Genomic DNA, 13,635 nt, shown 5'->3' with positions numbered 1-13,635 from the left:
GATGCGCAAGACCACCGGCACTTCCGTGAAAGCCCCTGCCCGCCTCTCGCGCATCGCGCTGGCGCTCGCAGTGCTGGCCGGTGGCTTGAGCTGCGCGTGGACGGTGGCGCAGAACGCTCCGGCGGAACCGGCTGCCCCGACGGCTGCGGCCGCCGCCCCGGCTGCTGCCCCGGCCCCGGCCACGTCAGCCCCCCCCGCCGCTACCGTCACGCCTCCCGCTGCGGCAACCGCGCATCCGCCCGCCAAGCCCGGCGTCAAGAGCGCTGCGCGCAAATCCGACAACCAGTTGGCCTGGACCAACCTGTCCGCCGCCCAGCGCCAGGCGCTGGAACCGCTGACCACGGAATGGCCGCGCATGAGCGAGCTGCAGAAAGAAAAGTGGCTGGAGATCGGCAAGCGCTACGCCCGCATGAAGCCGGAAGAACAGCAGCGCCTGCATGAGCGCATGCGCGACTGGGTCAAGCTGACCCCGGCCGAGCGTAGCGCCGCCCGCACCAACTACGCCCGCGCCAAGAAGCTGGACGCGGAAGAAAAGCACGAGCAATGGGCCAAGTACCAGCAACTGTCCGAAGAGCAGAAGAAGAAACTCTCCGAAGCCAAGCTGCCCAAGCGCGTGGCCAAGCTGCCCACCTCGCCTTCTGCGGCCGCGCCCACCATCCAGTTGCCCGCTGAAGCACTGGACCGGCCGCTGCCGGTCGTGCCGGCGCCGACGCCAGCCATTGCACCCGTAGCGCCGTCACTGGTGCCGGGCTCGCAAGCTGCACCCCAACCGGCCATGGCGCCGCTGGCCACGACTGCAGCCTTGGCCGTACCCGCAGCAGCACCTGCGGCGGCAACGGTGGCCGAGAGCCAGTAAGCCCCGCACTCTCCTCCGACGCGCAAGCCAATCGCCAGCGCAGTCCGCTCTTGCGCACCAGCCCCTGCAGATTTCCTGCCTTCTCCATCCGCCATTGCCCACCGTATTGCGCTGGCTCAACTGACGCCATAGGCAATCCCCGCTGATTGCTTTACCATCTGCGGGCCCGCTCAGGCGGACGTGGCGCCGCCTGAGCGGGCCACCGCGACTACCTCTACTCTCTGCTCCCTTTGACGCCACCATGCCGGACCTGACCACGCCCTCGCTGCGCCGCCGCCTCAGCAGCATGCTCTACGAATCGATGCTGCTGTTTGGCGTCCTGTTTATCTCGGGCTGGCTGTTCTCGACGCTGCTGCAGCAACGCCATGCCCTGTATCTGCGCCATGGGCTGGAAATGTGGCTCTTCCTGGTACTGGCCTTGTATTTCATCTGGTTCTGGACCCATGGCGGCCAGACCCTGGCCATGAAGACCTGGCGTTTCCGCGTGGTGGACCAGCAAGGTGCGGCACTGGGCCTGTGGCGTGCCGCCTGGCGCTTCCTGCTGGCCTGGCTGTGGGTCTTGCCGGGCCTGGCGCTGGCGGCGGCCGTGCATGGCCAGCAATGGACGCTGGTGCTGATCCCGGCCGGCAATATCGTGCTCTGGGCATTGACCGCAAGGCTGGACAAGGACGGTCAATTCCTCCATGACCGCCTGGCCGGCACCCGCCTGGTCGATGTCACCGCCATGCCCGCCACGGCAAAGTCATGAAGCGGACATGAGCCCGGCGCGGGGCTCTGCTATGCTCTCGGGCGAACGCATGCTGCGGCATGTCCGACCCACTGATCGCCCGGCCCTCATCCCGCATGATTTCACGCATCTCCAGAACCCTGCTCCTGATCCAGTTCGGCATTGCGATCCTGTTCTACTTCCTGCTGCGGCATTTCGACTGGCCCATGCTGCCCGCGGCGCTGGGCGGCATCCTCTTCGTACTGCTGCTGCGCGCGCAGATCACCGCCAACAGCTTCTTCCTGACCTGGCCCTATCGCGGTCGCACCTCCAATCCCGTGGAGATCAGTTGGCTGCAGATTGCCACCCTGTTCGTGCGCGAATTCCGCGCCACCATGCTGTGCTCATCCTGGGCCATGCCCTTCCTGCGCTTCGACCAGTTCACCTACCCCGACACCACCTCGCTGCCGGTCCTGCTGATCCATGGCTACGGCTGCAACAGCGGCTACTGGCGCTGGATGAGCCTGGAACTGCGGGAAGCCCATATCACCCACTACGCGCTCGATATGGAGCCGGTCTTCGGCAGCATCGATGAATACGCACCGCTGGTCCACGCCGCCGTGCAGCGCGTGCTGGCCGAGACCGGGCAGAAGAAGCTCGTCATCGTCGCCCACAGCATGGGCGGACTGGCCGCCCGGGCCTACCTGCGCGACCATGGATGCGATCGGGTGGCCCGCGTGATCACACTGGGCTCGCCTCACCACGGCACGGCCATCGCCAACTTCGGCATCGGCATCAATTGCGGAGAAATGAACTGGCTGGGCCGCTACGAGGAAGGCCGCAGCAGCGAATGGCTGCAGAAGCTGGCCGCCACCGAAGAGGCGGACGCCTTGTCGCACATCGTCTCGATCTATTCGCATCACGACAACATCGTCTCGCCGCAAAGTTCATCCCATCTTGCTGGCGCCTGGAACATCCCGGTCATTGGCATCGGCCACGTGGCGCTGGCGCTGGAACCGGCGATCCAGAAGCTGGTGATCGACCTGATCCACAACGCCCGGGAATAAGGACACCAGGAGGCCCAGGGGCCAGAATGCACAATGCCGTCCGGCGGGCGCGGGACGGCATTGCGGCAGGTAGCCGGTGCAACACGGGGCTGCGCCGGAATTACTTCTTGGAGGCGTCCTGGATCTTCTGGCCAGCCTCTTCCATCTTCTCGCCAGTCTTCTGGGCCAGGTCCTTGGCGCCTTCCTTGGTCTTTTCGTAGGCTTCCTTGGCGTCAGCCTTGGCCTTGTCCAGCGCATTGTCCAGCTTGGAGCCGGATTGCTCGCTCTGGTCCTTGGCCTGTCCAGTCACCTCGTCGAGCTTCTTGCCCGCATCCTGGACGGCGCCGTCGATCTTCTTGCCCAGCACTTCAGCCGGACCCGGTTCTTCCTTCTTCTGGCAAGCCGCCAGCAAGGAAATGGCGGCCACGCTCATCACTACGCCAGCCAACAGTTTGGACATCTTGTTCATGTTGTCATCCTTTCCATAAAAGCGATTCCGGGCATCGGAATTCGTGGTGAAGATAGCACAGCAGTCGGCCTCGCCTCGCCAGCAACAAAATTGGTTACACAAGTTGCAAAGCTGGCCACTAGCGGGAAATGTCGGTGAACATCAGCATTTCCTCGTCGGAAAAACCGGCAGCCCGGCGAGCGTCCAGATTAAAGGGACCGCGCAAAGGCGGAGCCTTGTGGCGCTGGCACAACTGGGCGAAGGTCGCCACCGGATCCAGCTGACGTTGCTCGCACAGCCAATTGAACCAGCGATTGCCGATCAGCACGTGGCCGACCTCGTCGCGCATGATGATGTCCAGGATCTCGGCCGCGGCCAGGTCACCCGCCTGCTCCAGCTTGGCGCGCACCGGCGGGGCCGCATCCAGGCCGCGCGCCTCCAGCGTACGCGGCACCAAGGCGATGCGCGCCAGCACGTCACCCTTGGTCGATTCGGCCATGTCCCAGAGCGCGTTGTGGGCGGTGAAATCGCCGTAGGCATGGCCCAGCGTGGTCAGGTGATCGGCCAGCAAGCTGAAGTGATAGGCTTCCTCGTCGGCCACCTGCAACCAGTCGGCATAGAAATCGCGCGGCATGCCGGCAAAGCGCCAGACCGCATCCAGCGCCAGGTTGATGGCATTGAATTCGATATGCGCCAGCGCATGGATCAGCGCGGCCCTGCCCTCGGGCGTGCCCATGGAACGATGCTTCACCTGCAACGGAGACACCAGTTCCGGCCGCTCTGGCCGACCGGGAATGCCGCTGCCCGGTTCGGTGGCCGCCAGATCCTCCGTTTCCAGCGGCAAACGCCCCTGCTGCCAGGCGGCGCGCAGGGTGCGCACGGCGCTGCACTTGGCGGCGGGGCGCGTTTCTTTCAGGCAAGACAATGCACCGCTACGCAGGCCGGTGAATGAAAAGACTTCATCTGGGGACGAGACGTGATCCAAGGAACTGACTTTCAGGGAAGGTAAAATACGCGGTTGAGGACGCCGGCTTTGTCTCCATATGATGACAAAGCTCCGCAAAGACAAGGCGGCAAGGCATCAGCTACCGACCAGCAGGCAACGAGGAGACAATTTTATTATGGCGATCTACCAATTGGAGCAAGACATCCCCGAGATCCACGACACCGCCTTCGTGGCCGAGTCGTCCACGGTGGTGGGCAAGGTGAAGATGGAAGCGCATTCCAGCGTCTGGTTCAACGTGGCCATCCGTGGCGACAATGAACTCATCACCATTGGTGAAAACAGCAATGTGCAGGAAGGCGCTGTGCTGCATACCGACGTGGGCTATCCGATGGTGATCGGCAGGAACGTCACCGTGGGACACCAGGCCATGCTGCATGGCTGCACCATCGGCGAGGGCGCCCTGATCGGCATCCAGGCGGTCGTACTCAATGGCGCCAAGATCGGCAAGAACTGCCTGGTCGGCGCCGGCGCGCTGGTGACCGAGGGCAAGGAGTTTCCCGACAACTCCCTGATCATCGGCGCCCCCGCCAAGGCAGTTCGCCAGTTGAGTGAAGAAGATATCGCGCGCATGCGGGCCGGCACCGACAGCTATGTCCAGCGCGCGCAACAGTTCAAGGCCAAGCTCAAGCGCATCGCCTGAGCCGCCAAGCAAAGGAAACAATGAAAGACACGCTGCAAAAATTCCTGGTCGACAACGCGCCCGTACGGGGCGAGCTGGTCGAGATTTCCGACACCTGGCGTCAGGTGCAAGCGCGCCGTGACTATCCGGTCGCGGTACGCACGCTGCTGGGCGAGATGCTGGCCGCCTCGGCCCTGCTGTCGGCCAACCTGAAGTTCAACGGCATGATCGTCATGCAGATCCATGGCGACGGTCCGGTCAAGCTGCTGGTGGTCGAATGCGACTCCGAGCTGCAACTGCGCGCCACCGCCAAGCTGGCCGACGGCGCCGAGATCGCTGACGATGCGACGCTGACCGACCTGGTCAATGCCGCTGGCCATGGCCGCTTCGTCATCACCCTCGACCCCAAGGACAAGCTGCCCGGCCAGCAGGCCTACCAGGGCGTGGTCCCGCTGGATGGCGAGAGCGTGGCCACCGTGATCGAGAACTACATGCTGCGTTCCGAGCAGCTCGATACCAAGCTATGGCTGGCGGCAAACGAAAACGTCTCGCGCGGCCTGCTGCTGCAGAAGCTGCCCTCCATTGGCGGCACGGCCGCCCCGACCGCCAAGCCAGAAGGCGAGCTGGAAGACTGGAATCACATGGTCATGCTGGGCGATACCCTGAAGCGCGAAGAACTGCTTTCCACTGATATCTCCACGCTGATGCATCGCCTGTTCTGGGAACAGACCATCCGCGTCTTCGACCCGGTGCATCCGCAATTCCACTGCTCCTGCTCGCGCGAGAAGGTCGGCAACATGTTGAAGATGCTGGGCCAGGAAGAAGTGGCCGAAGCCCTGTCGCAGATGGAAAAGCTGGCCATCGACTGCGATTTCTGCGGGCAGCGCTATGAGTTCGATGCGGTGGACTGCGCGCAGTTGTTCGTGGCCGATGTGGGTGGCGCGAATAAGGCTGGTGACGCGCGACACTGAGACAGGACAAGGGGAGCACGGAAGGATTTCGGGAAAAACGGAAATTAAAACGTTCCAGCAACACCCGGAGGAAATAGGGCAAAACCCAGGTCTATAATCGCCGAATGACTTCCTGCACCCTCCCCCTCGCCGACAAATACCCTCTGGCCCGCGGCGCCAGCCCGTCTGCCATCGGCCCGCAGACTGAAGAAGAGCAAGGCCTTCAGGCGTTGATCGAGGAGGGCTTGCAAGCGGGGCCGTCGATCGACATCGCCATTGACGACCTCGCCAGTCAGCTGCGCGAGCGCATCCGCAACAGAGCATGACCGTTGCGCATGCGGATCGAGCTATCCCCGGTCGCGCAGCGCGACATCCTTGATATCACCGATTACTACGTCGAATTTTCGCCTGCCCTGGCGGAGCGCTTCGCCGAGGAACTTACCATCACCTTGCAAGGGCTCGCCCTGCAACCCGCCATGGGCTCACGGCGCTATGCCCACTTGCTGCCAGATCGCTCGCTGCGGATGTGGCAGCTGGATCACTTCCCCTACCTTCTCTTCTATCGCACGCAGGCGGAAACGCTGAGCCTGCTACGCGTGCTGCACGAACGCCGCGCCCTGTCGGCGAAGGCTCTCAAACACTGAGCCTGGGCTTACTCCGCGTCCGGCACCAGCAAGGCCATCTGCTCTGCATCCAGATAAGTCCACTCCCCCTCTTCCAGTTCCAGCGTCGCCAGTTGCAAGCCACCGATGGCAGTGCGCCGCAAGGCGCTGCAATGATTGCCGGCCGCCGCCAGCATGCGCTTGACCTGGTGATACTTGCCCTGCTCCAGCACGATTTCCAGCAGGTTCTCGCCCAGTTGGCGGCAACGGGTCGCGGCCAGCGGCGCCGGTTCGTCATGCAACTGCACGCCCGCCTTCAGTTGCGCGATCAGGGCCTCGGTCACCGGCTCGGCGGTGGTGGCCGCATACACCTTGGGCACGTGGCGTTTGGGCGAGGATTGCGCATGGATGAAGGCGCCATCGTCGGACATGAGCAGCAAGCCGGTCGTGTCATGATCCAGCCGCCCCACCGGCTGCACGTCGCGCCAGGTGAACTGTTCGGGCAGCAGCGTAAGCACGCCCGGATGATGGCTGGGCTTGCGCGAGCATTCGATGTTTTGCGGCTTGTTGATGGCGATGTAGACGTGCTCGCGGTATTCCCACTCTTCCTCGAAGATGGTCAGCACCAGGCCCTTCGTGTCGGGCGTGGCGCGGTAGTCGTCCACCACTTCACCGTTGATGACGACTTCGCCATCCTCGATCAACTCGCGGCAATATTTGCGCGAACCGAAACCCTGCGATTGCAGGATGCGGTCCAGGGTCAGCTTGGCCATGTCAGCCTTCTCCTTGTTCGTTTTGTTCTCGCCTGCCGGCCTTGGCCTGCTTCGGTTCCAGAATCTGGCGGGCGATGCCGCGCAGGATGTTGACCTCTTCGGTCTCCAGCTGGGCGCGTGAAAACATGCGCTTCAGACGCGGCATCAGTTTCTTGGGATTGCCGGGATTGAGGAAGTCGATGGCCACCAGCGCCTGCTCCAGGTGCGCAAACATGCCTTCGATCTCAGCCACGCTGGCGCTCTGCCCATGGAAACCCACCTCGCCTGGCGCGCGCGCATCTCCGCTGGTCTGCATGGGTCCGCCCTGCACTTCCAGCTCGGTCATGCGGCATTCATAGGCCAGCACCTGCACCGCCTGCGACAGGTTCAGCGAGGAATAGTCGGGATTGGCCGGGATGTTGAGCAAGGCATTGCACTTCTGCACCACCTCATTGGGCAGGCCGAAGCGCTCATTGCCGAACAGCAGCGCGGCGTTCAGCCCGGTATCGTGCGACAGCTGCCCCGCCAGCTCGCGCGGCGAGACCACCGGCGGCGAGAATTCACGCAGGCGGGCGCTGACGGCGGCGGCGAAGTTGCATCCCTGCAACGCTTCTTCCACGCTGCCGACGATGCGTGCATTTTGCAACACATCCAGCGCACCGCTGGCGAAGGCAATGGCTTCATCTTCCTTCACCGCGTCCGGAAAGCGCGGATTGACCAGCACCAGCTCCGAAAAGCCCATGGTCTTGATGGCCCGTGCGGCCGAGCCGATGTTGCCGGGACTGCTGGTATTGACCAGCACGAAACGCAAACGGCTGAAAAGAGATTGTCCTGACACTTGCTTGTTCATTTAAAATAGCGGGATTCGCGCCCCAGGATCGGATATTGGCAAAACGTCAATATTGCTGCAGCAACGTCAACCCAGGTCCACCACGTTGATGAACACTGCAGCCCCCTGGACTGCCTGGCAAACCCGCAAGCATAACAGCCGCGGGCGGCGCAACGCTCATTAATTTCATCGTCGCACTGGTTTGACTGCCGGGTCCGCCTGGCCAGCCTGTTCCGCAAGCTTCACGCGGAAGGCCGGCCCGTCGGGCATGGCGACGATGAGCAACGCAGCCATCGTCATCGATGGCCGCAATTTTAACGGAACCATCGGAATGATCATCCCACCCATGCTCAATACGGCGATCAAGGCAGCCCGCCGCGCCGCTACCATCATCAACCGCGCGTCCTTCGACGTGTCGCTGCTGAAAGTGTCGAAGAAGTCGCACAACGATTTCGTCACCGAGGTGGACAAGGCGGCCGAGGATGCCATCATCGACGTGCTCAAGAACGCCTACCCCGACCACGCCATCCTGGCCGAGGAATCGGGTGCCTCCGACAACCTGCACGATGAAAACGAGAACGTCTGGATCATCGATCCGCTGGACGGCACCACCAACTTCATCCATGGCTTCCCGCAATATTGCGTCTCGATCGCCCTGCAACAGCGCGGCATCATCACGCAGGCCGTGGTCTACGACCCCACCCGCAACGACCTCTTCACCGCCTCCAAGGGCGCAGGCGCCTACCTGAACGAAAAGCGCATCCGCGTGGGCAAGCGCGACAAGATCGCCGACGCCTTGATCGGCACCGGCTTCCCCTTCCGTGACCTGGACGGCCTGAACGAATACGTCAAGATGTTCAAGGTCATGACCGAGCACAGCGCCGGCCTGCGCCGCCCGGGCGCCGCCGCCCTGGACCTGGCCTATGTGGCCGCTGGCCGCCTGGACGGCTTCTTCGAAAAGGGCTTGAAGCCCTGGGACATCGCCGCCGGCTCGCTGCTGGTGACCGAAGCGGGCGGTATCGTGGGCACCTTCAAGGGCGACTCCGACTACCTCTACAAGGGCGACGTCATTGCCGGCAGCCCCAAGATCTTCGCGCAACAGGTCAACCTGCTCTCCGAATTCGCCTGATCCTGCGCTGCTGACGGGCAACGCTCCCGGTCATCCTCCCTGCGGTGGCACTGGCATTGCTGCTATAGTGCCGCTACCGGCGATGACCGAGGAGACGACATGCCCATCCCGCCCAACGCGGCTACGCCGCAGCCCCAGCCTAGTGCCTCGGCGACCGCCTGCGCACTGCCTGCCGGCTACCATAGCGTCACCCCCTACCTGATCGTCCATGCCTCGGCCGAGGCTATCGCTTTCTACCAGCGCGCCTTCGGTGCGGTCGAGATCATGCGGCTGGATGGTCCCCACGGAAAGATCTGGCATGCCGAACTCCAGATCGGCGACGCCCGCATCATGCTGGCTGGCGAACATCCCGAACTCGGCTTTTTCAGCCCCCAGACGCTGGGCGGAGCAGGCGTGAGCCTGTTGATCTACGTGGCCGACGTCGATGCCGTCTTCAACCAGGCGCTGGCCGCCGGCGCAGTCCAGTTGCGGCCGGTGCAACACCAGTTCTATGGCGACCGCTCAGGCACCCTGCGCGACCCTTTCGGCCACGTCTGGTCCATCGCCACCCACATCGAAGACCTCAGCACCGAGGAAATCTGCGCCCGCTCCCGCGAGCTGCTGGCGCGCCGCTGCAAGAAGCAGTCCGACACCCCCTGAGGATAGCCATGCCCTTTGCCATCAGCGACCAGCGCAAGATCCACTACCAGGTCGAGGGCGAGGGCCCGCCGCTACTGCTGCACCATGGTTTCACCAGCAGCCTGGAAGCCTGGCGCTTCTTCGGCTTCACCGACGTGCTGCGGCAGCACTACCGGGTCATCAGCTTCGATGCCCTGGGCCATGGCCAGAGTGACAAGCCGCACGACAGCGCAGCCTACAGCCAGCGCCAGCGCTGCCGCGACGCCCTGGCCGTGCTGGATGCCGCGCAGGTCGAGCGCGCCCACTTCTTCGGCTACTCGCTGGGTGGCTGGGTCGGCTACGGCCTGGTGCGGCAGGCGCCAGAACGCCTGCGCAGCCTCATCCTGGGGGCGGCGCATCCCTATGAAGACCGCAGTTGGGAAGTGTTCCATGGCATCGACGGCACTGATCCGGAAGCCTTCATCGCCGCCTTCGAGGACTTGCTGGATGAAGCCATCTCGCCCCAGGTGAAGATGCTCATCCGTGGCAACGACCTGGTGGCCCTGGCCGCCGCTGCCCAGCAGGCGCGCCCTTCGCAGGAAGAGCTGCTGACCCGGATGGAGATGCCCTGCCTGTTCTTCTGCGGCGACGCCGACGCCCGCCACGCTGCGGTGGAGCGTACCGCCGCCCGGCTGGCGCGCGCCAAATTCGTCAGCCTGCCCGGTGTGACGCACTTTGGCGGCCTCATGCAGAGTGCACTGGTGTTGCCGCCGGTGCTGGACTTCCTGGGCCGCCAGCCCGGATGAGCTTGGCAAAAACGGAAAATAAATCACGTCTGTACCAGGCGGCGCTGTTATACTGCGGCCAGCGCGGCGTATAGCCAGTCAAGTCCGCGCCCTCCTCAAGTTCCAACCCGTTTGCCTGCGACTGGCGCCCGTACGGGACCACAGGCCAAACCCAATTTCAGAGTCTCATGTCATTTTCCGCGCTCGGCTTGTCCGACGAAATCGTTCGTGCCGTTTCCGAACAAGGCTATACCTCCCCTACTCCGATCCAGGCCCAGGCCGTCCCCGCAGTGCTCTCCGGCGGTGACCTGCTGGCCGGCGCCCAGACCGGCACCGGCAAGACCGCAGGCTTCACCCTGCCGCTGCTGCAGCGCCTCTCGGCCATGCCGCGCCAGAAGATCAACGGCCACCTGCCCATCCGTGCGCTGATCCTGGCCCCCACCCGCGAGCTGGCGGCCCAGGTCGAAGAAAGCGTGCGCCAGTACGGCAAGTACCTGCCGCTGACCTCCGCCTGCATCTTCGGCGGCGTTGGCATCAATCCGCAGATCACGCTGTTGAAGCGCGGCGTGGACATCCTGGTGGCCACCCCCGGCCGCCTGCTGGACCACATGCAGCAAGGCACCGTGAACCTGCAGCACATCCAGATCCTGGTGCTGGACGAAGCCGACCGCATGCTGGACATGGGCTTCATCCGCGACATCCGCAAGGTGCTTGCTGCCCTGCCGCCCAAGCGCCAGAACCTGCTGTTCTCGGCCACCTTCGCTGACGAGATCAAGAAGCTGGCCGACAGCCTCCTGAACAACCCGGCCCTGATCGAAGTGGCGCGCCGCAACTCCACCGTGGAAGTGATCGCCCAGAAGATCCACCCGGTCGACCGCGACAAGAAGCACCCCATGCTGGCGCACCTGATCAAGACCCACCAGTGGAAGCAGGTGCTGGTCTTCACCCGCACCAAGCACGGCGCCAACAAGCTGGTCGAACAACTGGCCCGCGACGGCATCACCGCCATGGCCATCCACGGCAACAAGAGCCAGTCGGCCCGCACCAAGGCTCTGGCTGAATTCAAGGACGGCAAGCTGACCGCCCTGATCGCCACCGACATCGCCGCCCGCGGCATCGACATCGACCAACTGCCGCACGTGGTCAACTATGACCTGCCCAATGTGCCGGAAGACTACGTCCACCGCATCGGCCGCACTGGCCGCGCCGGCGCCACCGGTGAAGCTGTGTCGCTGGTCTGCGTGGATGAACGCGACCTGCTGCACGACATCGAGCGCTTCATCAAGCGCGAGATCCCGGTGGAAGTGATCGCCGGCTTCGAACCCGACCCGACCGCCAAGCCGCAACCGATCCAGCTGCGCAGCGGCCAGGGCCGTCACCAGAACGGTGGCGGACGCGGTGGCCAGCGCAGCGCCCCGCGCAAACCTGCTGCCAATGGCAACGGCAATGCCGCGGCTGCAAAGCCGGCCAAGCCTGCCAACGGTGGCAATGGCAGCCAGCCTGCCAAGCCGCGCCCAGCGGCCAATGGCAATGCCGGACGCGGTCAGGGTCATGGCCAGGGCGCACGCAGTGGCAACGCAGGCGGCAACGGCAACAATGGCGGCAACGGTGGCAACAACGCCAACCGCGCCCCCAAGCCGGCCCATGCCAACAGCCAGCCGCGCAACCCCGGTCAGCCCCGCCAGGGCGGTCCGCGCCCGTCGGCGCTGACCCATGGCGGCCACCGCGCAGCGGGCAAGTAAGGCGTTCATCTTCATCAGCAAAGGGGCAACATGGGTGTTTCCGTCATCAAGGCCGATCTCGGCAACGCCGCCCACGCGGCAGCATTGTTCGAGACGCTGAACGCCTACGCTTCCGACGCCATGGGCGGCGGCAAGCAGCTCTCCGACTACGTGCGCGAGAACCTGGCAGCCGAACTGAAGAAACGTCCCACCGCCCATGTCTTCCTGGCCTTCGATGGCGAGACACCGGCCGGCCTGGCCACCTGCATCGAAGGTTTTTCCACCTTCGCCTGCAAGCCCCTGCTGAACGTGCATGACCTGGCCGTGATGCCAGCCTATCGCGGCCAGGGCCTCGCCAAGCAGCTCCTGGCTGCGGTCGAGGAAGAGGCGCGCAAGCTGGGCTGCTGCAAGCTCACGCTGGAGGTATTGGAAGGCAATGCCGTAGCGCGCTCGCTGTATCGCGCCTGCGGCTTCGAAGGCTATGAGTTGAAGGCCGAGACCGGCAAGGCCATGTTTATGCACAAGCCATTGGTCTGAAAAGACTGCCTGCCTGAAAAAAACGCCCGCATCGGTTGATGCGGGCGTTTTTCGTTTTGCAGCCTGCTCCTTCAGGTCCGGTATGTCACGCCCGGCAGGATGCACAACATTTCATAGGCCAGATTGGCCGCCACCAGTGCGGTGGTCCCGGCCTGGTCATAGGGTGGCGAAACCTCGACCACATCGGCCGAAACGATATCGAGTCCCTTGCAGCCACGGATGATCTCCAGCCCCTGCTGCACCGTCAGCCCACCGATTTCCGGGGTGCCGGTGCCGGGCGCAAAGGCGGGGTCCAAGCCGTCGATATCAAAGGTCAGGTAGACCGGGCCATCGCCCATCTGCGCGCGCACCTCCTCCATCAACGGCGCCAGCGAACGATGCCAGCATTCTTCGGCCTGCACCACGCGAAAGCCCTGGGCGCGGCACCAGTCGAAGTCATCGGCGTGATAGCCGGTACCGCGCAGGCCGATCTGCACCACCCGCTTGGGGTCCAGCAAGCCTTCCTCGAAGGCGCGACGGAAGGGTGTACCGTGGGCGATCTTCTCGCCATTCATGGTGTCGTTGACGTCGGCGTGGGCATCCACATGGATCAACCCGACCGGCCCGCGATGACGCGCCATGGCCCGCAGGATGGGTAAGGTCAGCGTGTGGTCGCCGCCCAGGCTGATGGTCTTGCAGCCGGTGGCATAGATACGGTCATAGGCCTCTTCGATCATGCGCACCGAATCCAGCAGGCTGTACGGATTCAAGGCCACGTCGCCCAGGTCAGCCACCTTCAGCGAATCGAAAGGCGCGGCGCGGGTGGCCATGTTGTAGGGGCGCAGCAGCACGGATTCGGTGCGGATCTGGCGCGGCCCGAAGCGCGTACCGGAACGGTTGGAGGTACCGATGTCCAGCGGCACGCCGACAAAGCCCACATCCAGCCCGGCCGGGTCTTCCACATGCGGCAATCGCATCATGGTGGCGATACCGCCGAAACGGGGCATCACATTGCCCCCGAGAGGTTGGTAGAGTGCATGTTCCATCGATATTCATCCTTGCAGTTCGGCTGA

The 13,635-nt window shown here is 64.0% G+C and carries 17 protein-coding genes; 12 read left to right on the top strand and 5 right to left on the bottom strand.

Annotated elements, in window-relative coordinates; all coding sequences use genetic code 11:
• Window position 1: 1 nt before the first annotated feature.
• From BGK68_RS14925 to BGK68_RS14915, 3 genes are all read left to right on the top strand, one after another.
• Window positions 2–856 (top strand): DUF3106 domain-containing protein, encoded by an 855-nt coding sequence (locus BGK68_RS14925; RefSeq protein WP_075257756.1) that lies wholly within the window; start codon window positions 2–4, stop codon window positions 854–856.
• 241 nt (window positions 857–1,097) lie between these two features.
• Window positions 1,098–1,604, top strand: coding sequence for an RDD family protein (locus tag BGK68_RS14920; protein ID WP_075257755.1), 507 nt, complete (start codon window positions 1,098–1,100; stop codon window positions 1,602–1,604).
• 95 nt (window positions 1,605–1,699) lie between these two features.
• Window positions 1,700–2,629: an alpha/beta fold hydrolase gene (locus BGK68_RS14915; RefSeq protein ID WP_075257754.1), complete on the top strand. Its 930-nt coding sequence runs from the start codon at window positions 1,700–1,702 to the stop codon at window positions 2,627–2,629.
• A gap of 100 nt (window positions 2,630–2,729) precedes the next feature.
• On the opposite strand, the gene BGK68_RS14910 is transcribed toward BGK68_RS14915, so the two are convergent.
• Both BGK68_RS14910 and BGK68_RS14905 read right to left on the bottom strand, forming a co-directional pair.
• Window positions 2,730–3,077 carry a hypothetical protein gene (locus BGK68_RS14910; RefSeq protein WP_083657820.1) on the bottom strand — a complete coding sequence of 116 codons (348 nt, stop codon included), beginning with the start codon at window positions 3,075–3,077 and terminating at the stop codon, window positions 2,730–2,732.
• 118 nt (window positions 3,078–3,195) lie between these two features.
• Window positions 3,196–4,041, bottom strand: coding sequence for a ferritin-like domain-containing protein (locus BGK68_RS14905; protein ID WP_075257753.1), 846 nt, complete (start codon window positions 4,039–4,041; stop codon window positions 3,196–3,198).
• A gap of 136 nt (window positions 4,042–4,177) precedes the next feature.
• On the opposite strand from BGK68_RS14905, the gene BGK68_RS14900 reads away from it, so the two are divergent.
• From BGK68_RS14900 to BGK68_RS14885, 4 genes are all read left to right on the top strand, one after another.
• The gene (locus tag BGK68_RS14900) at window positions 4,178–4,702 is read left to right on the top strand and encodes a gamma carbonic anhydrase family protein (protein ID WP_075257752.1); all 525 of its coding nucleotides are present in this window, start codon (window positions 4,178–4,180) and stop codon (window positions 4,700–4,702) included.
• 20 nt (window positions 4,703–4,722) lie between these two features.
• Window positions 4,723–5,652 (top strand): Hsp33 family molecular chaperone HslO, encoded by a 930-nt coding sequence (gene hslO, locus BGK68_RS14895; protein ID WP_075257751.1) that lies wholly within the window; start codon window positions 4,723–4,725, stop codon window positions 5,650–5,652.
• Window positions 5,653–5,756: 104 nt separating this feature from the next.
• Window positions 5,757–5,957, top strand: a complete 201-nt coding sequence (locus tag BGK68_RS14890; RefSeq protein ID WP_075257750.1) for a hypothetical protein — start codon at window positions 5,757–5,759, stop codon at window positions 5,955–5,957.
• A 9-nt stretch (window positions 5,958–5,966) separates the two neighbouring features.
• Complete coding sequence (locus tag BGK68_RS14885; protein WP_233149315.1) at window positions 5,967–6,275, top strand: type II toxin-antitoxin system RelE/ParE family toxin; 309 nt, start codon at window positions 5,967–5,969, stop codon at window positions 6,273–6,275.
• 8 nt (window positions 6,276–6,283) lie between these two features.
• Here BGK68_RS14885 and BGK68_RS14880 read toward each other — a convergent pair whose 3' ends face one another.
• Both BGK68_RS14880 and BGK68_RS14875 read right to left on the bottom strand, forming a co-directional pair.
• Window positions 6,284–7,006 carry a pseudouridine synthase gene (locus BGK68_RS14880; RefSeq protein WP_075257748.1) on the bottom strand — a complete coding sequence of 241 codons (723 nt, stop codon included), beginning with the start codon at window positions 7,004–7,006 and terminating at the stop codon, window positions 6,284–6,286.
• 1 nt (window position 7,007) lies between these two features.
• On the bottom strand, window positions 7,008–7,835 hold the full coding sequence (locus BGK68_RS14875) for an RNA methyltransferase (protein WP_075257747.1): 828 nt from the start codon (window positions 7,833–7,835) through the stop codon (window positions 7,008–7,010).
• Window positions 7,836–8,145: 310 nt separating this feature from the next.
• Between BGK68_RS14875 and BGK68_RS14865 the strand changes: the two genes are divergently transcribed.
• From BGK68_RS14865 to BGK68_RS14845, 5 genes are all read left to right on the top strand, one after another.
• Entirely contained in the window at window positions 8,146–8,943 is a 798-nt protein-coding gene (locus BGK68_RS14865) for an inositol monophosphatase family protein (protein ID WP_034334500.1), read from the top strand.
• A gap of 99 nt (window positions 8,944–9,042) precedes the next feature.
• Window positions 9,043–9,582: a VOC family protein gene (locus BGK68_RS14860; RefSeq protein ID WP_083657819.1), complete on the top strand. Its 540-nt coding sequence runs from the start codon at window positions 9,043–9,045 to the stop codon at window positions 9,580–9,582.
• Window positions 9,583–9,590: 8 nt separating this feature from the next.
• A complete protein-coding gene (locus tag BGK68_RS14855; RefSeq protein WP_075257746.1) occupies window positions 9,591–10,346 on the top strand; it encodes an alpha/beta fold hydrolase in 756 nt (251 codons plus the stop codon).
• Between the two features lie 167 nt (window positions 10,347–10,513).
• Window positions 10,514–12,067 (top strand): DEAD/DEAH box helicase, encoded by a 1,554-nt coding sequence (locus BGK68_RS14850; protein WP_075257745.1) that lies wholly within the window; start codon window positions 10,514–10,516, stop codon window positions 12,065–12,067.
• 30 nt (window positions 12,068–12,097) lie between these two features.
• The gene (locus BGK68_RS14845; protein WP_075257744.1) at window positions 12,098–12,583 is read left to right on the top strand and encodes a GNAT family N-acetyltransferase; all 486 of its coding nucleotides are present in this window, start codon (window positions 12,098–12,100) and stop codon (window positions 12,581–12,583) included.
• Between the two features lie 71 nt (window positions 12,584–12,654).
• Here BGK68_RS14845 and speB read toward each other — a convergent pair whose 3' ends face one another.
• On the bottom strand, window positions 12,655–13,608 hold the full coding sequence (gene speB, locus BGK68_RS14840) for an agmatinase (protein ID WP_075257743.1): 954 nt from the start codon (window positions 13,606–13,608) through the stop codon (window positions 12,655–12,657).
• Window positions 13,609–13,635: the final 27 nt, after the last annotated feature.

Origin of the sequence: Herbaspirillum camelliae, assembly GCF_001929405.1 — a bacterium.
Taxonomy (GTDB): domain Bacteria; phylum Pseudomonadota; class Gammaproteobacteria; order Burkholderiales; family Burkholderiaceae_D; genus Herbaspirillum; species Herbaspirillum seropedicae.
The sequence above is the reverse complement of the archived record's forward strand: the minus strand, read 5'-3'. Positions and strand labels throughout refer to the sequence as shown.

Excerpts from the sequence above, each read along its gene's own strand:
- BGK68_RS14925 (WP_075257756.1), top strand. The coding sequence starts at position 2 with ATGCGCAAGACCACCGGCACTTCCGTGAAAGCCCCTGCCCGCCTCTCG.
- BGK68_RS14920 (WP_075257755.1), top strand. The coding sequence starts at position 1,098 with ATGCCGGACCTGACCACGCCCTCGCTGCGCCGCCGCCTCAGCAGCATG.
- BGK68_RS14915 (WP_075257754.1), top strand. The coding sequence starts at position 1,700 with ATGATTTCACGCATCTCCAGAACCCTGCTCCTGATCCAGTTCGGCATT.
- BGK68_RS14910 (WP_083657820.1), bottom strand. The coding sequence starts at position 3,077 with ATGAACAAGATGTCCAAACTGTTGGCTGGCGTAGTGATGAGCGTGGCC.
- BGK68_RS14900 (WP_075257752.1), top strand. The coding sequence starts at position 4,178 with ATGGCGATCTACCAATTGGAGCAAGACATCCCCGAGATCCACGACACC.
- hslO (WP_075257751.1), top strand. The coding sequence starts at position 4,723 with ATGAAAGACACGCTGCAAAAATTCCTGGTCGACAACGCGCCCGTACGG.
- BGK68_RS14890 (WP_075257750.1), top strand. The coding sequence starts at position 5,757 with ATGACTTCCTGCACCCTCCCCCTCGCCGACAAATACCCTCTGGCCCGC.
- BGK68_RS14885 (WP_233149315.1), top strand. The coding sequence starts at position 5,967 with ATGCGGATCGAGCTATCCCCGGTCGCGCAGCGCGACATCCTTGATATC.
- BGK68_RS14880 (WP_075257748.1), bottom strand. The coding sequence starts at position 7,006 with ATGGCCAAGCTGACCCTGGACCGCATCCTGCAATCGCAGGGTTTCGGT.
- BGK68_RS14875 (WP_075257747.1), bottom strand. The coding sequence starts at position 7,835 with ATGAACAAGCAAGTGTCAGGACAATCTCTTTTCAGCCGTTTGCGTTTC.
- BGK68_RS14865 (WP_034334500.1), top strand. The coding sequence starts at position 8,146 with ATGATCATCCCACCCATGCTCAATACGGCGATCAAGGCAGCCCGCCGC.
- BGK68_RS14860 (WP_083657819.1), top strand. The coding sequence starts at position 9,043 with ATGCCCATCCCGCCCAACGCGGCTACGCCGCAGCCCCAGCCTAGTGCC.
- BGK68_RS14855 (WP_075257746.1), top strand. The coding sequence starts at position 9,591 with ATGCCCTTTGCCATCAGCGACCAGCGCAAGATCCACTACCAGGTCGAG.
- BGK68_RS14850 (WP_075257745.1), top strand. The coding sequence starts at position 10,514 with ATGTCATTTTCCGCGCTCGGCTTGTCCGACGAAATCGTTCGTGCCGTT.
- BGK68_RS14845 (WP_075257744.1), top strand. The coding sequence starts at position 12,098 with ATGGGTGTTTCCGTCATCAAGGCCGATCTCGGCAACGCCGCCCACGCG.
- speB (WP_075257743.1), bottom strand. The coding sequence starts at position 13,608 with ATGGAACATGCACTCTACCAACCTCTCGGGGGCAATGTGATGCCCCGT.